Here is a 21,253-nt window from a genome sequence, read left to right on the forward strand (position 1 = left end):
GGGTGCAACCCGGCCGACGCCCCCAACCCGTACAATAGCCGGATGCCTCTGATTACTCTGCAGAACGTCGACTTCAGCGTCGGCGGCCCGTTGTTGCTGGAAAAGGCCGAACTGTCGATCGAGCCGGGCGAACGCATCGCCCTGATCGGCCGCAACGGCGCCGGCAAATCCACCCTGCTCAAGCTGCTGTCCGGCGACCACAAGCCCGATGACGGCGAAGTCCGCGTGCAGCAGGGCGTGCGTGTCACCCGCCTGGAGCAGGAAGTGCCACACGGCGCCGCCGGTTCGGTGTTCGACGTCGTCGCCGACGGCCTGGGCGAACTGGGCCAGTGGCTGGCCGAATTCCACCACCTCAGCCACGCCGAGGAATTCGACGGCGAAGCGCTGGGCAACGTGCAGGCCAAGATCGACGCCGCCAACGGCTGGGGCCTGGACCAGCGCGTCAGCGAAACCCTGACCAAGCTCGACCTGGACGGCGAGGCCGAGTTCGGCCGCCTGTCCGGCGGCATGAAGCGTCGCGTGCTGCTGGCCCGCGCGCTGGTGTCCAGCCCGGACGTGCTGCTGCTGGACGAACCGACCAACCACCTCGACATCGAAGCCATCGACTGGCTCGAAGCCTTCCTGAAGGGCTGGAGCGGCAGCGTGGTGTTCGTCACCCATGACCGCCGCTTCCTGCGCGCGCTGGCCACCCGCATCGTCGAAATCGACCGTGGCCAGGTCACCAGCTGGCCGGGCGACTGGGCCAACTACGAGCGCCGCCGCGAGGAACGCCTGAACGCGCAGGCGCAGGAAAACGCCCGCTTCGACAAGCTGCTGGCGCAGGAAGAAGTCTGGATCCGGCAGGGCATCAAGGCGCGCCGCACCCGTGATGAAGGCCGTGTGCGCCGCCTGAAGGCGATGCGCACCGAGCGCTCGCAGCGCCGCGACCTCAGCGGCAACGTCAAGATGGAAGCCGCGCAGGGCGTCAGCTCCGGCAAGAAGGTCATCGACGTCAAGGACATTTCGTTCGCCTTCGGCGAGCGCAGCATGGTCCGCGACTTCACCACCACCATCCTGCGTGGCGACCGCATCGGCCTGATCGGCCCCAATGGCAGTGGCAAGACCACGCTGCTGAAGCTGCTGCTGGGTGAGCTGCAGCCGGCCAAGGGCGAAGTCAACGCCGGCACCAATCTGCAGATCGCCTACTTCGACCAGTACCGCGCGGTGCTGCGCGAAGACTGGAGCGCGATCGAGAACGTGGCCGAAGGCCGCGATTTCCTTGAGTTCAACGGCAAGCGCAAGCACGTGCATGCCTACCTGCAGGATTTCATGTTCACCCCGGAACGTGCGCGTGCGCCGATCACCCGCCTGTCCGGTGGCGAGCGCAACCGCCTCCTGCTGGCCAAGCTGTTCGCACAGCCGTCCAACCTGCTGGTGATGGACGAACCGACCAACGATCTGGACGTGGAAACCCTGGAGCTGCTGGAAGAACTGCTGGGCGAATACACCGGCACGCTGCTGCTGGTCAGCCATGACCGTGACTTCATCGACAACGTGGTGACCTCTACGCTGGTGATGGAAGGCGACGGCGTGATCGGCGAGTACGTGGGCGGTTACAGCGACTGGCAGCGCTATGCGGCCAGTGTGGCGCCGGCACCGACGGTAGCGGCTGCGGCCAAGCCGGCAACGGCCGCACCGGCTGCTGCGGCGGCCGCGCCTGCCGCGCCCAAGCGCAAGCTGGCCTACAAGGAAGCGCGCGAGCTGGAGCAGCTGCCGAAGACCATCGAGAAGCTGGAAGGCGATGTCGAAGGGTTGACCTCGGCGATGAACGACCCGTCGTTCTACACCCGCAGCAGCGCCGAAGTGACCGCGCACACCCAGCAGCTGGCCAAGGTGCAGGCCGAGCTGGATGCCGCCTACGCACGCTGGGAAGAGCTGGAAGGCTGAGCGCTGGTCGGCGCCAGCGGCGAGCCTATTACTGTAGAGCCGAGCCCATGCTCGGCTCATCGCGACCTGGCCGGAGAGCAGCCGAGCGTAGGCTCGGCTCTACCGAGGTTGCCAGCAGGCGCTGTAGAGCCGAGCCCATGCTCGGCTGGTAGATCCACGCCATGCGTGGATCTCCGGATCTGTGCGGACCAACGGTCCGCACCCACCGGGGGCGTCATTTGACCCCGTGCAGATCCCGCAGCTGGCTCGGCCGGCTGCCGAAATACGCGGCCAGATCGGCGATGTCCTGATCACTCAGGTCCTTCGCCTGTGGCGTCATCAGCATGTGCTGGCGGTCGCCGGCGCGGTAGGCCTGCAGGGCGTGCGCCAGGTAGTCACCGTACTGCCCACCCAGCTTGGGGTAGGTCGGGTCGATGGGCGCGTTGCCGTCGGCGCCGTGGCAATCGATGCAGCTCTGGTTGGTGGCCTTGCCCTTCACCTTGGCGCGGGCCTCGCCGGCGGCCTCGCGGCCTGCAGGCAGGCCGGCCGATGAAGAAGAGCCATGTTCGCCGCTGGCATGGCCCGGGTCGGCGGCGGATTTCTCGCTGTTTTCCACCTGCGACTGCGAACAGGCGGCCAGCAGCAGGGCAACGGACAGGGCGATGGCATGACGCATCGGATGCGCGGCTTTCGACATGGGCGGGCCTTACTTGACGGTGGACAGGTAAACAGAGAGATCGGCGATCTCCTGTTCGCTGAAACTCATCGACTGCGCCTGCATCGTCGGATGCCGGCGCTTGCCCTGGCGGTACTCGGTCAGGGCCTGGGCCAGGTACTGCTGGGTCTGGCCGCCGATCTTCGGCACCCGGTAACTGGGGTAGGCGTTCTTGTAGCCGGTGATGCCGTGGCACCCCTGGCAGGTGTAAGCCAGCACGCGGCCATTGTCGAAATTGCCGGTGGGGGCGGCGGCCGGTGGCGCAGCGGCGGGAGCCGCGGCCGGGGCCGGTGTGGCAGGAGCAGAAGCGGGCTGTGCGGCGGCCCCAAGGGGCAGGAGGACGGCCAGAGCGAGACAAGCGGCGAGCGGCTGCGGGCGCATGGTGTCGTTTCCGGGGATTCGGGTCTGGTCGTTCCGGCGTGGGGTACGGAACGACCCGAGTATAGCCTCAGGTTTCATCTAGCTGAAATGGGGTCGCGCCGACCAGCGGCGTGAAGACACCATGACCTTTGGGATATGGTGTTGCCGTGAAGTGGTGCATTACTTTGCTACCACACCTGCCCACGCATCCTCCAGGGATCTGACGATGTCGCACCCAACCTTCCTGTCCGGCCGTCGCAGCGGAATCTGCGCTGCCGCACTGCTGATCTCCACCTCCCTGCTGCTGGGCGGTTGCGCCGCAGGGCCCAATTCCGAAGCCAAGGCCGCCGAAAGCAAAGACGAGAAGAAGGTCGATGCGGTGCCGGTGGAAGTGGCCGTGGCCAGCCATCGCGCGGTGGCGGCCAGCTACACCGGTACCGCCGCATTGGAACCGCGCGCCGAATCGCAGGTGGTCGCCAAGACCTCCGGCGTGGCGCTGGCGGTGCTGGTGGAGGAGGGCCAGCGGGTCAGCGCCGGCCAGCCGCTGGTGCGCCTGGACCCGGATCGTGCACGTCTGGCCGTGGCGCAGAGCGAGGCGCAGATGCGCAAGCTGGAAAACAATTACCAGCGCGCGCAGAAGCTGGTGGGCCAGCAGATGGTCAGCGCGGCCGACGTCGACCAGCTGCGCTATGACCTGGAAAACGTCCGCGCGCAGTACCGCCTGGCGACGCTGGAACTGTCCTACACCACGGTGGTGGCGCCGATTTCCGGCGTGATTGCGTCGCGTTCGATCAAGACCGGCAACTTCGTGCAGATCAACACGCCGATCTTCCGCATCGTCGACAACTCGCGGCTGGAAGCCACGCTCAACGTGCCCGAGCGTGAGCTGGCCACCCTGCGCGCCGGCCAGCCGGTGACGCTGGCCGCCGACGCACTGCCGGGGCAGAGCTTCACCGGCACCGTTGATCGCATCGCACCGGTGGTCGATTCGGGTAGTGGCACGTTTCGCGTGGTCAGCGCCTTCGACGGCGCTGCGCATGCGTTGCAGCCGGGCATGTTCGGGCGCATCCGCATCGACTACGACCAGCGCGCAGATGCCCTGGTGGTGCCACGCCTGGCACTGCTCGACGACGGCGAACCTGCCGTGTTCCGGGTGCGCGCAGGCAAGGTCGCACGCGTTGCGGTCAAGCTGGGTTACGCCGAAGGGCCGTGGGTGGAGATCCGTGAGGGCCTGGCGGCCGGTGATCAGGTGGTCACCGCCGGCAAGGTCGCGCTGCGCGATGGCACCACGGTGCAGGTGATCGCTGATCCGAAGGCGAAGACGGTGGCAGCGGCAGGCACGCCGGCGGCCAAGCCGGCAGACAAGGCCGGGAGCACGCAATGACCACCCCGGGCCACGACCACGGTGCCTCGCCGGCGAGCGAGCGCGCCGCCTCCGGCATGCGCGGCGGCCTGGTGGAGTTCGCCACCCGCCGCCGCGTCACCATCGCCATGTGCACCGTCACGCTGCTGCTGTTCGGCCTGATCGCACTGGGCAACCTCAAGGTCAATCTGCTGCCGGATCTGAGCTATCCGACGCTGACCGTGCGTACCGAATACACCGGTGCCGCACCAACCGAAATCGAGACCCTGATCAGCCAGCCGGTGGAAGAAGCGGTGGGCGTGGTCAAGAACCTGCGCAAGCTGAAGTCGGTCTCGCGTACCGGCCAGAGCGACGTGGTGCTGGAGTTTGCCTGGGGCACCAACATGGACCAGGCCAGCCTGGAGGTGCGCGACAAGATGGAAGCGCTGAATCTGCCGCTGGAAGCCAAGGCGCCGGTGCTGCTGCGCTTCAATCCCTCCACCGAGCCGATCATGCGCCTGGTGCTGTCGAACAAGACCGCAGCGACCACCGACGCCGATGCGATCCGCGAGCTGACCGGCCTGCGCCGCTACGCCGATGAAGACCTGAAGAAGAAGCTCGAGCCGGTCACCGGTGTGGCTGCGGTGAAGGTCGGCGGCGGCCTGGAAGACGAAATCCAGGTCGACATCGACCAGCAGAAGCTGGCGCAGCTGAACCTGCCGATCGATACCGTCATCAAGCGCCTGAAGGACGAGAACATCAACATCTCCGGCGGCCGCCTGGAGGAAGGTTCGCAGCGCTTCCTGGTGCGCACCGTCAACCAGTTCGCCGACCTGGAGGAGATCCGCAACCTGCTGGTCACCACCCAGGCATCCAACGGCAGTGCGGCCGACTCGGCGCTGCAGCAGATGTTCAACATCGCCGCCTCGACCGGTTCGGCGGCGGCCATCGCGGCGGCGTCGGCGGCGCAGAGCGCTTCGTCCGGTGGCGCCTCCAGCGTGGTCGCCAATGGCGTGCCGGTACGTCTGAAGGACGTGGCCAGCGTGCGCCAGGGCTACAAGGAACGCGAAGCGATCATCCGCCTGGGCGGCAAGGAATCGGTCGAGCTGGCCATCTACAAGGAAGGCGACGCCAACACGGTTGCCACCGCCGAGGCGTTGCGCAAGCGGCTGGAGCAGATCAAGACCACCTTCCCCTCCGATGTCGAGCTGACCACCATCGAGGATCAGTCACGCTTCATCGAGCACGCCATCGCCGACGTCAAGAAGGATGCAGTGATCGGCGGCCTGCTGGCGATCCTGATCATCTTCCTGTTCCTGCGTGATGGCTGGAGCACGTTCGTGATCAGCCTGTCGCTGCCGGTCTCGATCATCGCCACCTTCTTCTTCATGGGCCAGCTCGGCCTGAGCTTGAACGTGATGTCGCTGGGCGGCCTGGCGCTGGCCACCGGCCTGGTGGTGGACGACTCGATCGTGGTGCTGGAGAGCATTGCCAAGGCCCGTGAGCGCGGGCTGGGGATCCTGCAGGCGGCCATTGCGGGAACCCGTGAGGTCAGCATGGCCGTGGTTGCCTCCACGTTGACCACCATCGCGGTGTTCCTGCCGCTGGTGTTCGTTGACGGTATCGCCGGCCAGCTGTTCCGCGACCAGGCGCTGACCGTGGCGATCGCCATTGCGATCTCGCTGCTGGTGTCGATGACGCTGATCCCGATGCTGAGCTCGCTGAAAGGACAGCCGCCGCTGGCGTTCCCCGAGGAAGCGCCGAATGCAGCGTGGCAGCCGCAGAACCGCTGGCAGAAGCCGGTCGCGCTGGGCCGTCGTGGCGTGGTCGCGACCGCGCGCTGGGGGTTCTATGCGCTGGCCTGGCTGGTGGTGCGGGTGTGGCGCGGCGTGGTGGCGGTGATCGGCCCGGTGATGCGCAAGGCCAGCGACCTGGCGATGAAGCCCTATGCCGGCGCCGAGCGCGGTTACCTGCGCCTGCTGCCGAGCGCGCTGGCGCATCCGGGCAAGGTGCTGGGCGTGGCCACCGTGATCTTCGTGGCGACCATGGCGCTGGTGCCGATGCTCGGTGCCGACCTGATTCCGCAGCTGGCGCAGGATCGCTTCGAGATGACCGTGAAGCTGCCGGCCGGCACCCCGCTGAAGCAGACCGACGCGCTGGTGCGTGAGCTGCAGCTGGCGCATGGCAAGGGCGAAGGTGTGGCCTCGCTGTACGGTGTCAGCGGCAGTGGCACCCGTCTGGATGCCAGCCCGACCGAAAGCGGCGAGAACATCGGCAAGCTGACCGTGGTGATGGAAGGTGGCGGCAACCCGCGTACCGAGGCGGCGATCACCGAGCGCCTGCGCGACACCATGACCCAGCACCCCGGTGCGCAGGTCGACTTCGCCCGGCCGGCACTGTTCAGCTTCTCCACACCGCTGGAAATCGAACTGCGCGGGCAGGACATGGCCACCCTGGAAGTGGCCGGCCAGCGCCTGGCGGCGATGCTGCGTGGCAATGCGCACTACGCCGACGTCAAGTCGACGGTGGAAGAAGGCTTCCCGGAAATCCAGATCCGTTTCGATCAGGAGCGCGCCGGTGCGTTGGGCCTGACCACGCGCCAGATCGCCGATGTGGTGGTGAAGAAGGTGCGTGGCGATGTGGCCACCCGCTACAGCTTCCGCGACCGCAAGATCGACGTGCTGGTGCGTGCGCAGGAAGGCGACCGTGCCAGCGTGGAGAGCATCCGGCGGCTGATCGTCAATCCGGGCAGCACCCGCCCGGTCACCCTGGACGCGGTGGCCGATGTGGTCGCCACCACCGGCCCGAGCGAGATCCATCGTGCCGACCAGACCCGCGTTGCGGTGGTCTCGGCCAACCTGCGCGACATCGACCTGGGCGCGGCCATGCGCGAAGTCCAGCAGATGGTGGCCGAGCAGCCACTGGGTGCGGGCGTCGGCCTGCACATCGGCGGCCAGGGTGAGGAACTGGCGCAGGCGGCCAAGTCGCTGATCTTCGCCTTCGGCCTGGCGATCTTCCTGGTCTACCTGGTGATGGCTTCGCAGTTCGAATCGCTGCTGCACCCGTTCGTGATCCTGTTCACCATCCCGCTGGCGCTGGTCGGTGCGATCCTGGCGCTGATGCTGACCGGCAAACCCATTTCGGTGGTGGTGTTCATTGGCCTGATCCTGCTGGTCGGCCTGGTCACCAAGAACGCGATCATCCTGATCGACAAGGTGAACCAGCTGCGCGAGGCCGGCGTGGCCAAGCACGAAGCACTGGTGGAAGGTGCGCGCTCGCGCTTGCGGCCGATCATCATGACCACCCTGTGCACGCTGTTCGGCTTCCTGCCGCTGGCGGTGGCGATGGGCGAGGGCGCCGAAGTGCGCGCGCCGATGGCGATCACCGTGATTGGTGGCCTGCTGGTGTCGACCCTGCTGACCCTGCTGGTGATTCCGGTGGTGTACGACCTGATGGACCGCCGCGGCGATGCCTACTACCGCGAGCGTGGCCGCAAGCACGCTGGTGAGATCGAGCCGGGTGCGGCGGGCAGTGCGGCGGGCGCGGAGGAACCGGCATGAGTGTTGCCGAGTTCTCCATCCGTCGTCCGGTGACCACCATCATGTGTTTCGTGTCACTGGTGGTGATCGGCCTGATCGCCTCGTTCCGGCTGCCGCTGGAGGCGCTGCCGGACATTTCCGCACCGTTCCTGTTCGTGCAGATTCCCTACACCGGTTCGACTCCGGAAGAAGTGGAGCGCACCATCATCCGGCCCGTCGAGGAATCGCTGGCGACGATGACCGGCATCAAGCGCATGCGCTCGTCGGCCACCTCCGAGGCGGCACTGATCTATATCGAGTTCAGCGACTGGGACCGCGATATCGCCATCGCCGCCTCCGATGCACGCGAACGCATCGACGCGATCCGCAGCGACCTGCCTGACGACCTGCAGCGCTACAACGTGTTCAAGTGGTCCAGCAGCGACCAGCCGGTGCTGAAGGTGCGCCTGGCCAGCACCACCGACCTGACCACCGCCTATGACATGCTGGACCGCGAGTTCAAGCGCCGGATCGAGCGCATTCCCGGCGTTGCACGGGTCGACATCACCGGCGCGCCGCCGAACGAGGTGGAGATCGCCATCGATCCCAACCGCCTCAACGCGCACGGGCTGAGCATCAACGAGCTCAGCGAACGCCTGCGCACGCTGAACTTCTCGATCTCGGCCGGGCAGATCGACGACAACGGCCAGCGCGTGCGCGTGCAGCCGGTGGGCGAGATCACCGACCTGCAGGAGATGCGTGACCTGGTGATCAACGCCAAGGGCCTGCGCCTGGGCGACATCGCCGACGTGCGCCTGAAGCCGGCACGCATGAACTATGGGCGCCGCCTGGACGGCAACCCGGCCGTCGGCCTGGACATCTTCAAGGAGCGCAGCGCCAACCTGGTGGATGTCTCGCGCGCGGCGCTGGCCGAAGTCGAGGCGATCCGCGCGCAGCCGTCGATGCGCGACGTGCAGATCAAGGTCATCGACAACCAGGGCAAGGCGGTGACCTCCTCGCTGCTGGAGCTGGCCGAGGCCGGCGCGGTCGGCCTGATCCTGTCGGTGACCGTGCTGTTCTTCTTCCTGCGCCACTGGCCATCGACGCTGATGGTGACCCTGGCCATTCCGATCTGCTTCACCATCACCCTGGGCTTCATGTACTTCGTCGGGGTGACGCTGAACATCCTGACCATGATGGGCCTGCTGCTGGCGGTGGGCATGCTGGTGGACAACGCCGTGGTGGTGGTGGAGAGCATCTACCAGGAACGCGAGCGCATGCCGGATCAGCCGCGCCTGGCCTCGATCATCGGCACCCGCAATGTGGCCATCGCCCTCAGTGCGGGCACCCTGTGCCACTGCATCGTGTTCGTGCCCAACCTGTTTGGCGAAACCAACAACATCAGCATCTTCATGGCGCAGATCGCCATCACCATCTCGGTCTCGCTGCTGGCGTCCTGGCTGGTGGCGGTCAGCCTGATTCCGATGCTCTCCGCACGCATGGCCACGCCCAAGCTGGTGCACTCGCAGACCGGCGTGATCGCACGGTTGCAGCGCCGCTATGCACACCTGCTGGACTGGTCGCTGCGCCATCGTGGCTGGAGTCTGCTTGGCATCGTGCTGGTGGTGCTGGTCAGCCTGGTGCCGATGAAGCTGACCAAGGTCGACATGTTTGGCGGTGAGGGCGGCAAGGACATCTTCATCGGCTACATGTGGAAGGGCGCCTACACCTACCGGCAGATGTCCGAGGAAGTGGCGCGGGTGGAGAACTGGATCGATGCCAACCGCGAGCGCCTGCACGTCAAGCAGGTGTACTCCTGGTACAGCGAGCAGGAAGGCAGCTCGACCGTGGTCACCCTGGACGAGAAGTACGCCAAGGACATCAAGGCGCTGCAGGAGGAACTGCGCAAGGGCCTGCCGAAGTCGGCGCGTACCGACTACTTCGTTGGCAACCAGGGCGGTGACGGCGGCGGTGGCGGCAACCAGGGTGTGCAGGTGCAGCTGGTCGGCGACTCCAGCAGCATGCTGCAGGAGATCGGCCAGGAGGTGGTGCCGCTGCTGGCGCAGCGCGCCGAGCTGCGCGATGTGCGCATCGACAACGGTGAAAAGGGTGGCGAGCTGAAGGTGCGCGTCGACCGCGAGCGTGCTGCGGCGTTCGGCTTCAACGCCGAACAGGTCGCCAGCTTCGTCGGCCTGGCCCTGCGCGGTGCACCGATGCGCGAGCTCCGCCGTGGTGACAACGAGGTGCCGGTGTGGGTGCGCTTCGCCGGGGCCGAGCAGAGCAGCCCGGAAGACCTGGCCGGCTTCAGCGTACGCACCGGCGATGGCCGCAGCGTGCCTCTGCTGAGCCTGGTCACGGTCGACGTCGGCTCGTCGGCCACCCAGATCGGCCGCACCAACCGCCAGACCACGCTGACCATCAAGGCCAACCTGGCCGAGAAGATCACCGCGCCGGATGGCCGCAAGGCGATCGAGGCGGTGCTCAAGCCGATGAACTTCCCGGCCGGCTATGGCTACACCTTCGACGGCGGCGATTACGGCAACGACGACGAGGCCATGCAGCAGATGGTGTTCAATCTGCTGATCGCGCTGGTGATGATCTACGTGGTGATGGCCGCGGTGTTCGAGTCGCTGCTGTTCCCGGCAGCGATCATGAGCGGCGTGCTGTTCTCGATCTTCGGCGTGTTCTGGCTGTTCTGGATCACCGGCACCTCGTTCGGGATCATGTCCTTCATCGGCATCCTGGTGCTGATGGGCGTGGTGGTGAACAACGGCATCGTGATGATCGAGCACATCAACAACCTGCGGCGCAGCGGCATGGGCCGCACCCAGGCACTGGTGGAAGGCTCACGCGAACGCCTGCGCCCGATCATGATGACCATGGGAACGGCGATCCTGGCGATGGTGCCGATCTCGCTGACCAACACGCAGATGTTCGGCGATGGCCCGGAGTACGCACCGATGGCCCGCGCCATTGCCGGTGGCCTGGCGTTCTCCACCGTGGTCAGCCTGCTGTTCCTGCCGACCATCTATGCGGTGCTGGATGACCTGCGCAATGCCGTGACGCGGCTGATCCGCCGTGCGCGCGGCCTGGAAAAGGTGGCGGCAACGGCCGCGTAGCGTCGAGCTTGCTCGACTGCCGGGGACGGCAACGTGTTGTGGTGTGGGGAGGCCGGTCGTAGTGGGGCGGCCTCCCCTTTTTCAGGCGCGCCGCAGGAACCAGGTGCGCCGTGTGTATTCATGGCCAAAATCGACCTGGCCGAAGCGGGCGATCTCGCGCTCGCCGCGCCGGTAGTAGCGCCAGGGTGCCTTGCTCTGTGCGGGCTTGGCGCCGTAGAACACGTCCATGTGCCCGACCGGCATCGATTTCGGAGTGACGTGCATGACCACACTGCGACGGGTGCCGGCAGAGGGATGCGGCGCACCGCCATGGAACAGCTGCGGGTGCCACACGATCACGTCGCCCGGCTGCACATGTACCGGCTGCGCCTGCAGCCCGGCCTCCTCGCATTGGCGGGCCACCGCATCCTGGTAAGCGGCCCAGCCTTCGCCGGACATCGGGCTGACCGGCCCGTCACCGAACACCTGCTGGCGCAGCGCCCGGACGTCGATGGCGGGCAGCAGATGGCTGCCCGGCACCACACGCAGGGGGCCGTTGCTGTCGTCCACCGCATCCAGCGCGGTCCAGACGCCCAGGTAGCGTTCGCCGGGCGATGTGCAGAACACCGGGGTGTCACGGTGCAGCGGCTGTTCCGAGCCGCGTTCGTAGTAGAGGCTGGTGTAGAGCGTGGTGGGCTCGCCGAGGAAACGGTCGCAGACATCGATGGCTGCGTTGTCGGTCAGCAGGCCGCTGATCGCATCGACCACCAGGTGCAGGTTGACCACCCGGTACAAGCGCTGGTGCGCATCGAGATTGCGGCTGACCGCCTTCGGATTGCGCTGCTTGAAGCGATCGATGCGCTGGTTGATGTCCTGCACCAGGGCCGGCGCAATGGCCTGGCGGACCACCACGAAACCGTCGCGCATCAGCGCGTCATATGCATCCATTGCTGGAATCCATCCGGGGAAGGACCGCAGTATAGCGGGGGCGCCGCCGGGCTGAGCCGGGCGGCGCCGTGGGTCGGCTGCAGCCGGCTCAGCCGGCGACCTTGCCCCACACGCGGCCGGCGGTCAGCCACAGGCCCAGCATGCTGCCCAGGTTGGTCAGCATGAAGGTCAGCACCACGCGCGTGACCCGATTGCGGTACCAGCCCTTCAGGCTCTGCGCATCGTCGCGCAGCTTGAGGAAGTCTTCGTAGGCCGGCTTGCGCAGGCGAGCCTCGACCAGCGCCGAGAACGCACCGGTGGGAATGCTCAGGCGGAACGGCTTGAACGGTGCAACCGCAATCGCGGTGAGGATGCTCAACGGATGGCTGCCGGCCAGCAGGCAACCGAGGCCGGCCAGGCCGCCGGTGTACATCGCCCAGGTCGCCAGCAGTTCGGTGCCCACGCCCAGCCCGCCGCGGTAGAAGCCGACCGCGATGCCGGTGATCACGATGGCCAGGATGCCCAGCGTGAACCAGGGGATGTTGCGCTTCTTCGGCACCGCTTCCAGCTCGGCGCGCAGCGGCGCGGGGGCGTCGGTGTCGGTTTCCAGGTAGCGCGCCAGCCCGGCCAGGTGGCCGGCGCCGACCACCGCCAGCACTTCGCGCTGGTCGGGATCATGCGCTTCGCGCAGGCGCGTGGCCATGTAGCGGTCGCGTTCGCCGATGATGGTTTCGTACAGCGCCGGGCTCTCGCTGGCGAACTCACCAAAGCTCGACTCCAGCATGTCGCCCTGCTTGAGCTTCTCGATCTCGTTCTCGCCCACTTCTTCGGACGAGAACAGGCCGGCGCCGAGCCCGGCCACCAGCTTCAGCTTGCCGAAGAAGCCCAGCCGCTGCGATGCGCGGCGGAAGGTCAGGCCCACTTCGCGGTCGATCAGGTGCACCGGCAGGTTGCGCGCGCGGGCCAGTTCCACCGCGCGCTTGAGCTCGGCACCCGGCTCGATGCCCAGCTGCTCGGCCAGGCGGCGCTGGTAGGCCGACAATGCCAGGTTGGCGGCGAACAGGGCGACGCGGCCCTTGCGGATCACCTCGACCAGATCGAGCTTGGCCAACGTATCCGGATCGCTCAGTGCCTGCAGGCGCTGCGGGTCCAGTTCCACCGCCACCGCATCGAAGCGGCCACTGTCGATGGCCTTTTCCACGGCCTCCACGCTGGCGTGTGAGACGTGGGCGGTGCCCAGCAGGGTGTAGCGCACACCGTCGCGTTCAACGACGCGCACCGGCTGCCCGGCGAACAGGTCGTCGCTGGTTTCGGTAAGGTTTTCGGTCATGGGTTCATTCATTGGAAGGTGCGGTGTCGGCGCCATCGCCGAGCGCGCGCTGCATCTGCACGGTATCCAGCCAGCGGCCATGCTTGCGGCCCAGGCCCTGGAACACGCCCACCAGGTGGAAGCCGAAGCGTTCGTGCAGCTTGATGGAGGCGGTGTTGGTGGGTTCGCCGATCACCGCCACCATCTGCCGGTAGCCGCGTGCGGTGCAGGCGTCGATCAATGCCTGCAGCAGGGCCGTACCCACGCCCTTGCCCTGGAACGTGGCATCGACATAGACCGAGTTCTCCACGGTCCACTGGTAGGCAATGCGGGTGCGGTAGGTGTTGGCGTAGGCATAGCCGGCCACCTGGCCATCGATCTCGGCGACCAGGTAGGGGAAGCCACGGTCGATGATGTCGCGCATGCGGCGCAGCATCTCGGTCGCGTCCGGGATGTCGTACTCGTAGGTGTTGACGAAGTCGGTCACTTCCACCGCGTAGATCGCGGTGATCGCGTCGATGTCGGCCGGGCCGGCATCACGGATGAGGACGGCCATGCGCGGGCTCCGGCTCAGTCGATGTAGCGCTTGAGCAGGTCGCCGTAGGCATCGATGCGGCGATCACGCAGGAACGGCCAGATCCGGCGCACATGCTCGCTGCGCTGCAGGTCGACATCGCACAGCAGCACGGTGGCATCGGTACCGGCTTCGGCCAGGAACTCGCCCTGCGGGCCGAGCACGTGGCTGTTGCCCCAGAACTGGATGCCCGACGCGCCCAGCGGCGAGGCTTCGTGGCCGACGCGGTTGCAGCTCAGCACCGGCAGGCCGTTGGCCACCGCATGGCCACGGTGGCTCAGTACCCACGCGTCGCGCTGGCGGGTCTTCTCGTCCTGCACGTCGTCCGGGTCCCAGCCGATCGCGGTCGGGTAGAGCAGCAGTTCGGCACCGGCCAGCGCCATCAGGCGCGCCGCTTCCGGATACCACTGGTCCCAGCACACCAGCACGCCCAGACGGCCCACCGAGGTATCGATCGGCGTGAAGCCGATGTCGCCCGGGGTGAAGTAGAACTTCTCGTAGAAGCCCGGGTCATCCGGGATGTGCATCTTGCGGTACTTGCCGAGCAGCGTGCCGTCCTTTTCGAACACCACGGCGGTGTTGTGGTACAGGCCGGCCGCGCGGCGTTCGAACAGCGAGCCGACCAGCACCACGCCATGCTGCTTCGCCAGTGCGCCGAGGCGCTCGGTGCTCGGGCCCGGGATCGGTTCGGCCAGGTCGAACTCATCGACCGACTCGTGCTGGCAGAAGTACGGACCGTTGTGCAGTTCCTGCAGCAGCACCAGCTTGGCACCCTGGGCAGCCGCCTCGGCCACGCGTGCTTCGATCACCGCCAGGTTGGCGGCGGCATCACCGTGGTTGCGCTCCTGGATCAGGGCGACGGTAAGGGGGCTGCGCGAGTTCATGCGGGGCGTTCCTGCGGGGGAAAACCTGCATGTTAGCGCGGATGACGGGCGCCAGCGTGTCGCGCGCTGAATGGGCCCGCTCCGTGCGCCTTGCGAACGGCCGTCGAGCAAGCTCGACGCTACCAAAGGCGCCGAAGCCGTAGAGTCGAGCTTGCTCGACTGCTCTCCGGTCAGATCGCGCGGAAAGGCAGTCGAGCATGGCTCGACTCTACAAAGCGGTGCCGGGCGGTGCCCGGCGCCAGGCCCTCAGGCCTTCAACAGCCCTGCCGGCAGCTGCATGGTGATGCAGTGCAGGCTGCCGTTCTGCCAGATCAGCGAGCGGCAGGGCACCTGCACGATCTCGCGGCCCGGGTGCGCCTGCGCCAGCACGTCGCGGGCCAGGTCATCGGCCGGGTCGCCATAGGCCGGCATCAGCACCGCACCATTGACGATCAGGTAGTTGGCGTACGACGCGGCCAGGCGGCGGCCTTCGTCGATCACCGGCTGTGCCCACGGCAGCGGGAACAGGCGGTACGGCTGGCCGTCCCGGGTGCGCAGCGCGGCCAGCTCATTGCCCATCGCCTGCAGCTCGGCATAGTGCGAGTCGCTCTCGTCGTCGCAGGCCTGGTAGACGATGCTGTCAGCCGAGGCGAAGCGGGCGAGGGTGTCGATGTGGGCGTCGGTGTCGTCGCCTTCCAGGTAGCCGTGGTCCAGCCACAGCACGCGGTCCTGCTGCAGCCAGTCGGCCAGGTCGGCGCTCAGGCTGGCGCGGTCGCGGTCCGGGTGGCGCTCGTGCAGGCACTTCCAGGTGGTCAGCAGGGTGCCTTCGCCGTCGGTCTCGATGCCGCCGCCTTCCAGCGCGAACGGGATGCTGCGCACCGGGGCGTTGTTGAACACCCCGGCCTGGTCGAGCACGCCCACCAGCTGGTCATCCAGGGTGGCGTCGAACTTGCCGCCCCAGCCGGTGAAGCGGAAATCCAGCAGCTGGAAGCTGCCATCGGCGCGGCGCAGGGTGATCGGGCCCGAATCGCGCAGCCAGGTATCGTCGTAGGCGGCCGTGGTGAAATGCACCTTGTCCATGTCGATGCGGTTGGAGCGCAGCCGCATTTCGGCATAGGTCTCCACATCGTCGTCGGCCACGCAGATCAGCACCGGCTGGAAGCGGGTGATGGCCGCAACCAGGGCGATGTAGGTCTCTTCCACCTGGCCCAGGCGGTCGGCCCAGTCGGTGTCGGCGGTGGGCCAGGCAATCAGGACGCCGCTCTGGGCTTCCCATTCGGCAGGAAAACGAAGGGTCTGGTTCATGGTCTCGCTACACAGGCCCGCCCACGGCGGGTAAGGGGATCAACGGATCGGCGGCTTCGGGCCGATTTCGTTCGGGTCCGCCTGGTTGGCCACCACGTCGATCACCTTCTGCTTCTCGAAGTAGACGGTGAACTGCGGGTACACCCAGCGGTTGATGGTCGGCCATTGCCGCTTCTGCCCGCCGCGCGGCTGCAGCTGTTCGCTCGGCACGCCGAACTGTGCCTGCACCTGCTGCATGCTCTGGCCGCGCACGGGCAGGGCACCGGCCGGCTTTTCGCGGGCGCGGTCGACAAGCAGGGTATCGGCCAGCGCCGGCGTGGCGGCGGCCAGGGTGGCCAGGACGGCCAATGCGGACAGGTAACGCTTCATCTCGATCTACTCCCCAGTGGTCAAGAAAGGCGATTACAGCAAAAACGGCAGGAAAAAGCCGCATAAACAAAAAACCGCCCGAAGGCGGTTTCTTGCATCGGGTCGGCCCCGCGCAGGGCCAGCCGCAGCCGGAAGGCTGTGAGGCTTAGCGCTGACGCGCCTTGAAACGCGGGTTCGACTTGCAGATGACGAAGATCTTGCCACGACGACGCACGACCTTGCAGTCACGGTGACGGGCCTTCGCCGACTTCAGGGAGGACAGGACTTTCATGGCATACCTCGGCGTAAACAGTAGTTGTTCGGGTGGAGCGTGGCCGCGATATGCGAAAGACAATCGGCAGTTGACGCTCGTTCAAGCCCGCCATTCTACCGGGCTTTTCCTCGTGGTTTCAAGTGGTTGCACAAAAGATCCCGCTGGGGGCGTCTGGCAGGGGCTAGAATGACCCCTTCACACGCTCTGGGACCCCCATGAATCCACTCGCTCCCGTCCTGACCATCGACGGCCCATCCGGGGCCGGCAAGGGTACCATCAGCCGCATCGTCGCGCGCCGGATGGGCTGGCATTACCTGGATTCGGGCGCGTTGTACCGGGCGGTGGGCGTGGCTGCCAGCTGGGCCGACATCGATACCTCCGACGCCTCGGCGCTGGTCCGCTGCACCTTCGACACCCATGTTCAGTTTGTCGAGCAGGGCGAGTCGATGCGGGTCATGGTCAACGGCACCGATGCCACCGATGAGCTGCGCCTGGAGACCACGGGCGCCCTGGCTTCGGCCATTGCCGCCATTCCGGAGGTCCGGGCCGCCCTGAAAGAGCGCCAGCGCGCATTCAGGGAGCTGCCGGGCCTGGTCGCCGACGGCCGCGACATGGGCACGGTGATCTTCCCGGACGCCCCCTACAAGGTGTTCCTGACCGCCAGTGCCGAGGAGCGCGCCGAGCGCCGGCATAAGCAGTTGAAAGACAAGGGGGTTTCTGTTAACTTTGATGACCTCCTGCGCGAGATCATGGCCCGCGACGCCCGTGATGCTCAGCGTACCGTGGCGCCCCTGAAGCCGGCAGACGATGCTGTCCTCATCGACACCACAGGCATCGGCATCGCAGATGTCGTTGCCAGAGTGATGGATCTGCTTCCGGTTCCGGCTGCCTGATCCGTTCGCGCAGGAGCACTGCCAGCAACACCGGCGGTGGTCGCGCACTGCAGTGCTGTACAAGCTCCGTCGCGCAATGATGCGTGGCGGTTTTCCTACTACACACGACCTGCGTTTCCGGGGTCGACCAACAGGCGGGCGGTCGCCATTCCCCTGAAGGGGACGCCACCGACCCATGTGTCCAACAGAGTAAATCTAATGACCGAATCATTTGCCGAACTGTTTGAAGCCAGCCAGGCCAATCTGGCCAAGCTGAAGCCGGGCGCCATCGTCAGCGGTACCGTTGTTGAAGTCCGCGGCGACGTCGTGGTGATCAACGCTGGCCTGAAGTCCGAAGGCATCGTGCCGATCGAACAGTTCCGTAACGACGCTGGCGAAATCGACGTCGCCGAAGGCGACATCGTCAAGGTCGCCCTCGACTCGATCGAGAACGGCTTCGGCGAAACCGTCCTGTCGCGCGAGAAGGCCAAGCGCGCGATGGTGTGGGACGAGCTGGAAGAAGCGTTGGAAAAGAACGAAACCATCACCGGCCGCATCAGCGGCAAGGTCAAGGGTGGTTTCACCGTGGACATCAAGGATGTCCGCGCCTTCCTGCCGGGTTCCCTGGTCGATGTGCGCCCGGTGCGCGATCCGGCCTACCTGGAAGGCAAGGAGCTGGAATTCAAGCTCATCAAGCTGGACCGCAAGCGTAACAACGTCGTGGTCTCGCGCCGCGCTGTCGTCGAAAGCGAGCACTCGGAAGAGCGCGAGCAGCTGATGGACAAGCTGCAGGAAGGCGCGATCCTGAAGGGTGTCGTCAAGAACCTGACCGACTACGGCGCGTTCGTGGACCTGGGCGGTATCGACGGCCTGCTGCACATCACCGACATGGCATGGAAGCGCGTGCGCCATCCGTCCGAAGTCGTCAACGTCGGCGACGAGCTGGACGTGCGCGTGCTGAAGTTCGACCGCGAGCGCAACCGCGTTTCGCTGGGCCTGAAGCAGCTGGGCGAAGATCCGTGGGATAACATCGCCCGTCGTTACCCGGCCAACAGCCGCGTCTTCGGCAAGGTCTCCAACGTCACCGATTACGGCGCGTTCGTTGAGATCGAGCCGGGCGTCGAAGGCCTGGTGCACGTCTCCGAGATGGATTGGACCAACAAGAACGTCAACCCGTCCAAGGTTGTGCAGGTGGGTGACGAAGTCGAAGTGATGGTGCTGGACGTCGATGAAGAGCGTCGCCGTATCTCGCTGGGCATGAAGCAGGTTGCCGCCAATCCGTGGGAAACCTTCGCTGCCACCCACAAGAAGGGTGACAAGGTGTCGGGCCAGATCAAGTCGATCACCGACTTCGGCATCTTCATCGGCCTGGACGGCGGCATCGACGGCCTGGTCCACCTGTCCGACATCAGCTGGAACACCACCGGCGAAGACGTCGTTCGCAACTTCAAGAAGGGCGACACCCTGGACGCCGTTGTCCTGGCCGTCGATCCGGAACGCGAGCGCATCTCCCTGGGCGTGAAGCAGCTGGAGCAGGATCCGTTCGGCCAGTACATGGCTGCCAATCCGAAGGGCTCCAAGGTCGAAGGCGTGGTGAAGGAAGTCGACGCCAAGGGCGCGATCATCGAGCTGGCTGACGGCATCGAAGGTTACGTCTCGGCACGCGACATCGCCAACGAGCGCGTTGACGACGCCACCCAGCACCTGAAGGTCGGCGACAAGGTCGAAGCCAAGTTCGTGGGCATGGACCGCAAGGGCCGCACCCTGCAGCTGTCGATCAAGGCCAAGGACGACGCTGAAATGCGCGAAGTGCTGGAGGAATACCAGTCCTCTTCGGCTTCCAGCGGCACCACCCAGCTGGGCGCGCTGCTGCGTGCACAGCTGAACGGCAACAAGTCCGAGTAATATCGGCCTGTAGCTGTTCGTTGTTTCCTGGACGGCCCGGGCATTGCCCGGGCCGTTTCAGGCTGAGTGACCCCTGATGTGAGCCGGCGATGACCAAATCCGAACTGATCGAAATCCTCGCGCGCCGCCAGGCGCACCTGAAGGCCGATGATGTCGATCTGGCGGTAAAGTCGTTGCTGGAAATGATGGGCGGTTCCCTGTCTGCCGGGGATCGCATCGAAATCCGTGGTTTTGGCAGCTTCTCGCTGCACTACCGGCCGCCGCGCCTGGGACGCAACCCGAAGACCGGCGAATCGGTCGCCCTGCCGGGCAAGCACGTTCCCCATTTCAAGCCGGGCAAGGAACTGCGCGAGCGGGTCAGCAGCGTGCTGCCGCTGGACGCCGATCCGGCCTGAGCCCCGTCGCGTCACCGCGTGCGAATCCAGCCGCGAGTCGGATAAGCTACGGACTCCTGCCACTGGAGCTCTCGCATGAAGGTGTTTCGTCTGCTGGTCCTGCTGGCGGTGCTGATCCTTGGATTGATCATCGGTGCGGTCAACATGACCGCGATGTCGATCAACCTGCTGTTTACCCAACTGCACACCTCGGTGGGCGTGGCCCTGATCGCCGCGCTGCTGGTCGGTGTCGTGGTCGGTGCCGGCCTGGTGCTGGTGAGCGTGGTCATTCCGCTCTACAGCCAGCTGCGCCGCGCCAACAAGTCCGCTGCCGCCTCGCCGGCACCGGTTGCCTCCCCAATCCTTTGATGGACGCTGATCGAAGATGGATTTCGTCACCGAGTGGTTCTGGTTCTTCCTGTTCGTCCCGCTGGCCGCTCTGGCCGGATGGGTGATCGGACGACGTGGCGGTCAGCGCCACGGTGACAACCAGGTCAGCCGCCTGTCCAGCACCTACTTCCGCGGCCTGAACTACCTGCTCAACGAGCAGCCGGACAAGGCCATCGAGCTGTTCCTGCATATCGCCGAGCTGGACAAGGAAACCTTCGAGACCCAGGTCGCGCTGGGCCATCTGTTCCGCCGCCGCGGCGAAGTCGATCGTGCCATCCGCCTGCACCAGGGCCTGGTCAACCGCAGCGACCTCAGCGACGCGCAGCGCGTGCAGGCCCTGCTGGCACTGGGCGAGGACTACATGAAGTCCGGTCTGCTGGATCGGGCCGAGACGGTCTTCACCGAACTGGCCCAGCTCGACCAGCGCGCACCGCAGGCGCTCAAGCATCTGATCGGTATCTACCAGGCCGAGCGTGACTGGGAAAAGGCGATCGACAACGCCACCCGTTTCGAAGACGTCACCGGCGAGCCGATGGGCAAGCTGATCGGACAGTTCGAGTGCGAGCTGGCCGAACGCTTCCGTGGCGCCGGCAAGCTGGAAGAGGCGAGGGCGGCGATCGCCCGCGCCTACCAGGCCGATGCGATGTCGGTGCGTGCCGGCATCATCGAAGGTCGCCTGGAAACCGATGCCGGTAACTCCGAAGCGGCCGTGCGCGCGTTCGAGCGTGCCGCCCGCAACGACCCCGAATACCTGCCCGAGCTGCTGCCGGCGCTGATGCAGAACTACCGCAAGGTGGGCGACCTGGCGGGCGCGCGTGCGTTCCTTTCGGAAATGACCGAGCACTACCGTGGCATCGCCCCGGTGCTGGCACTCACCCGCCTGATGGAAGAGCAGGAGGGCGTGGCGCCGGCACGGGCCTATCTCGGCCGCCAGTTGAAGGACCGACCCTCGGTGCGCGGCGAGTCGGCGCTGATCGACCTGACCCTGGCCGAAGGTGCCGATTCCACCGCCACCCTGCACGACCTCAAGCACATCACCGACCAGCTGCTGGTACGCAACCCGGCTTACCGTTGCACGCGCTGCGGCTTCGGTGCGCGCACCCATCACTGGCAGTGCCCGAGCTGCAAGGAATGGGGTACGGTCAAGCCGCTGCTGAACTACGCGGTGCTCTGA

The 21,253-nt window shown here is 66.3% G+C and carries 18 protein-coding genes; 9 read left to right on the plus strand and 9 right to left on the minus strand.

Annotation, left to right across the window (positions count from 1 at the left end; all coding sequences use genetic code 11):
* Positions 1 to 42 precede the first annotated feature (42 nt).
* Positions 43 to 1,926: an ATP-binding cassette domain-containing protein gene (locus N4G47_RS07100; protein WP_475286083.1), complete on the plus strand. Its 1,884-nt coding sequence runs from the start codon at positions 43 to 45 to the stop codon at positions 1,924 to 1,926.
* Between the two features lie 214 nt (positions 1,927 to 2,140).
* Here the strand turns inward: N4G47_RS07100 and N4G47_RS07105 are convergent, their stop codons facing one another.
* Positions 2,141 to 2,602: a c-type cytochrome gene (locus tag N4G47_RS07105; protein WP_019661289.1), complete on the minus strand. Its 462-nt coding sequence runs from the start codon at positions 2,600 to 2,602 to the stop codon at positions 2,141 to 2,143.
* Between the two features lie 9 nt (positions 2,603 to 2,611).
* The gene (locus N4G47_RS07110) at positions 2,612 to 3,001 is read right to left on the minus strand and encodes a c-type cytochrome (RefSeq protein ID WP_475286086.1); all 390 of its coding nucleotides are present in this window, start codon (positions 2,999 to 3,001) and stop codon (positions 2,612 to 2,614) included.
* 205 nt (positions 3,002 to 3,206) lie between these two features.
* Between N4G47_RS07110 and N4G47_RS07115 the strand changes: the two genes are divergently transcribed.
* The 3 genes from N4G47_RS07115 to N4G47_RS07125 are packed head-to-tail and all read left to right on the plus strand — an operon-like array spanning position 3,207 to position 10,959.
* Complete coding sequence (locus N4G47_RS07115) at positions 3,207 to 4,364, plus strand: efflux RND transporter periplasmic adaptor subunit (protein WP_475286088.1); 1,158 nt, start codon at positions 3,207 to 3,209, stop codon at positions 4,362 to 4,364.
* Between the two features lie 56 nt (positions 4,365 to 4,420).
* Complete coding sequence (locus N4G47_RS07120) at positions 4,421 to 7,882, plus strand: efflux RND transporter permease subunit (protein ID WP_475289905.1); 3,462 nt, start codon at positions 4,421 to 4,423, stop codon at positions 7,880 to 7,882.
* The gene (locus tag N4G47_RS07125; RefSeq protein WP_475286090.1) at positions 7,879 to 10,959 is read left to right on the plus strand and encodes an efflux RND transporter permease subunit; all 3,081 of its coding nucleotides are present in this window, start codon (positions 7,879 to 7,881) and stop codon (positions 10,957 to 10,959) included. Before N4G47_RS07120 ends, N4G47_RS07125 begins: the two co-directional genes overlap by 4 nt.
* Positions 10,960 to 11,040: 81 nt before the next feature.
* On the opposite strand, the gene N4G47_RS07130 is transcribed toward N4G47_RS07125, so the two are convergent.
* The 7 genes from N4G47_RS07130 to ykgO form a co-directional block, all read right to left on the minus strand.
* Entirely contained in the window at positions 11,041 to 11,886 is an 846-nt protein-coding gene (locus N4G47_RS07130) for a phytanoyl-CoA dioxygenase family protein (protein ID WP_475286092.1), read from the minus strand.
* An 88-nt stretch (positions 11,887 to 11,974) separates the two neighbouring features.
* Positions 11,975 to 13,207, minus strand: a complete 1,233-nt coding sequence (locus N4G47_RS07135) for a TraB/GumN family protein (protein WP_475286094.1) — start codon at positions 13,205 to 13,207, stop codon at positions 11,975 to 11,977.
* The gene (locus tag N4G47_RS07140) at positions 13,200 to 13,730 is read right to left on the minus strand and encodes a GNAT family N-acetyltransferase (RefSeq protein ID WP_249844269.1); all 531 of its coding nucleotides are present in this window, start codon (positions 13,728 to 13,730) and stop codon (positions 13,200 to 13,202) included. The genes N4G47_RS07135 and N4G47_RS07140 overlap by 8 nt, the downstream gene beginning before the upstream one ends.
* A 14-nt stretch (positions 13,731 to 13,744) precedes the next feature.
* Positions 13,745 to 14,632: a carbon-nitrogen hydrolase gene (locus N4G47_RS07145; protein ID WP_006430958.1), complete on the minus strand. Its 888-nt coding sequence runs from the start codon at positions 14,630 to 14,632 to the stop codon at positions 13,745 to 13,747.
* 246 nt (positions 14,633 to 14,878) lie between these two features.
* The gene (locus N4G47_RS07150) at positions 14,879 to 15,916 is read right to left on the minus strand and encodes an agmatine deiminase family protein (RefSeq protein WP_475286098.1); all 1,038 of its coding nucleotides are present in this window, start codon (positions 15,914 to 15,916) and stop codon (positions 14,879 to 14,881) included.
* Positions 15,917 to 15,955: 39 nt separating this feature from the next.
* Positions 15,956 to 16,285, minus strand: a complete 330-nt coding sequence (locus N4G47_RS07155; protein WP_475286100.1) for a hypothetical protein — start codon at positions 16,283 to 16,285, stop codon at positions 15,956 to 15,958.
* A gap of 145 nt (positions 16,286 to 16,430) precedes the next feature.
* Positions 16,431 to 16,556, minus strand: coding sequence for a type B 50S ribosomal protein L36 (gene ykgO / locus N4G47_RS07160; protein WP_005409283.1), 126 nt, complete (start codon positions 16,554 to 16,556; stop codon positions 16,431 to 16,433).
* A gap of 197 nt (positions 16,557 to 16,753) precedes the next feature.
* Between ykgO and cmk the strand changes: the two genes are divergently transcribed.
* The 5 genes from cmk to lapB all read left to right on the plus strand — a co-directional run bounded on the left by cmk (position 16,754) and on the right by lapB (position 21,253).
* Positions 16,754 to 17,431, plus strand: coding sequence for a (d)CMP kinase (cmk, locus tag N4G47_RS07165; RefSeq protein ID WP_475286102.1), 678 nt, complete (start codon positions 16,754 to 16,756; stop codon positions 17,429 to 17,431).
* A 198-nt stretch (positions 17,432 to 17,629) separates the two neighbouring features.
* Positions 17,630 to 19,315 carry a 30S ribosomal protein S1 gene (gene rpsA, locus N4G47_RS07170; RefSeq protein ID WP_057498113.1) on the plus strand — a complete coding sequence of 562 codons (1,686 nt, stop codon included), beginning with the start codon at positions 17,630 to 17,632 and terminating at the stop codon, positions 19,313 to 19,315.
* A gap of 89 nt (positions 19,316 to 19,404) precedes the next feature.
* Positions 19,405 to 19,710 carry an integration host factor subunit beta gene (locus N4G47_RS07175; RefSeq protein WP_005409286.1) on the plus strand — a complete coding sequence of 102 codons (306 nt, stop codon included), beginning with the start codon at positions 19,405 to 19,407 and terminating at the stop codon, positions 19,708 to 19,710.
* A 75-nt stretch (positions 19,711 to 19,785) separates the two neighbouring features.
* Positions 19,786 to 20,058: a lipopolysaccharide assembly protein LapA domain-containing protein gene (locus tag N4G47_RS07180; RefSeq protein ID WP_475286105.1), complete on the plus strand. Its 273-nt coding sequence runs from the start codon at positions 19,786 to 19,788 to the stop codon at positions 20,056 to 20,058.
* Positions 20,059 to 20,074: 16 nt separating this feature from the next.
* The gene (gene lapB, locus N4G47_RS07185; RefSeq protein ID WP_057498115.1) at positions 20,075 to 21,253 is read left to right on the plus strand and encodes a lipopolysaccharide assembly protein LapB; all 1,179 of its coding nucleotides are present in this window, start codon (positions 20,075 to 20,077) and stop codon (positions 21,251 to 21,253) included.

The sequence above is a fragment of the Stenotrophomonas sp. GSD10 genome (genome assembly GCF_056172695.1).

What these genes read in the sequence shown, in the direction of transcription:
- N4G47_RS07100 (WP_475286083.1), top strand. Translation starts at nt 43, where the DNA reads ATGCCTCTGATTACTCTGCAGAACGTCGACTTCAGCGTCGGCGGCCCG.
- N4G47_RS07105 (WP_019661289.1), bottom strand. Translation starts at nt 2,602, where the DNA reads ATGTCGAAAGCCGCGCATCCGATGCGTCATGCCATCGCCCTGTCCGTT.
- N4G47_RS07110 (WP_475286086.1), bottom strand. Translation starts at nt 3,001, where the DNA reads ATGCGCCCGCAGCCGCTCGCCGCTTGTCTCGCTCTGGCCGTCCTCCTG.
- N4G47_RS07115 (WP_475286088.1), top strand. Translation starts at nt 3,207, where the DNA reads ATGTCGCACCCAACCTTCCTGTCCGGCCGTCGCAGCGGAATCTGCGCT.
- N4G47_RS07120 (WP_475289905.1), top strand. Translation starts at nt 4,421, where the DNA reads ATGCGCGGCGGCCTGGTGGAGTTCGCCACCCGCCGCCGCGTCACCATC.
- N4G47_RS07125 (WP_475286090.1), top strand. Translation starts at nt 7,879, where the DNA reads ATGAGTGTTGCCGAGTTCTCCATCCGTCGTCCGGTGACCACCATCATG.
- N4G47_RS07130 (WP_475286092.1), bottom strand. Translation starts at nt 11,886, where the DNA reads ATGGATGCATATGACGCGCTGATGCGCGACGGTTTCGTGGTGGTCCGC.
- N4G47_RS07135 (WP_475286094.1), bottom strand. Translation starts at nt 13,207, where the DNA reads ATGAATGAACCCATGACCGAAAACCTTACCGAAACCAGCGACGACCTG.
- N4G47_RS07140 (WP_249844269.1), bottom strand. Translation starts at nt 13,730, where the DNA reads ATGGCCGTCCTCATCCGTGATGCCGGCCCGGCCGACATCGACGCGATC.
- N4G47_RS07145 (WP_006430958.1), bottom strand. Translation starts at nt 14,632, where the DNA reads ATGAACTCGCGCAGCCCCCTTACCGTCGCCCTGATCCAGGAGCGCAAC.
- N4G47_RS07150 (WP_475286098.1), bottom strand. Translation starts at nt 15,916, where the DNA reads ATGAACCAGACCCTTCGTTTTCCTGCCGAATGGGAAGCCCAGAGCGGC.
- N4G47_RS07155 (WP_475286100.1), bottom strand. Translation starts at nt 16,285, where the DNA reads ATGAAGCGTTACCTGTCCGCATTGGCCGTCCTGGCCACCCTGGCCGCC.
- ykgO (WP_005409283.1), bottom strand. Translation starts at nt 16,556, where the DNA reads ATGAAAGTCCTGTCCTCCCTGAAGTCGGCGAAGGCCCGTCACCGTGAC.
- cmk (WP_475286102.1), top strand. Translation starts at nt 16,754, where the DNA reads ATGAATCCACTCGCTCCCGTCCTGACCATCGACGGCCCATCCGGGGCC.
- rpsA (WP_057498113.1), top strand. Translation starts at nt 17,630, where the DNA reads ATGACCGAATCATTTGCCGAACTGTTTGAAGCCAGCCAGGCCAATCTG.
- N4G47_RS07175 (WP_005409286.1), top strand. Translation starts at nt 19,405, where the DNA reads ATGACCAAATCCGAACTGATCGAAATCCTCGCGCGCCGCCAGGCGCAC.
- N4G47_RS07180 (WP_475286105.1), top strand. Translation starts at nt 19,786, where the DNA reads ATGAAGGTGTTTCGTCTGCTGGTCCTGCTGGCGGTGCTGATCCTTGGA.
- lapB (WP_057498115.1), top strand. Translation starts at nt 20,075, where the DNA reads ATGGATTTCGTCACCGAGTGGTTCTGGTTCTTCCTGTTCGTCCCGCTG.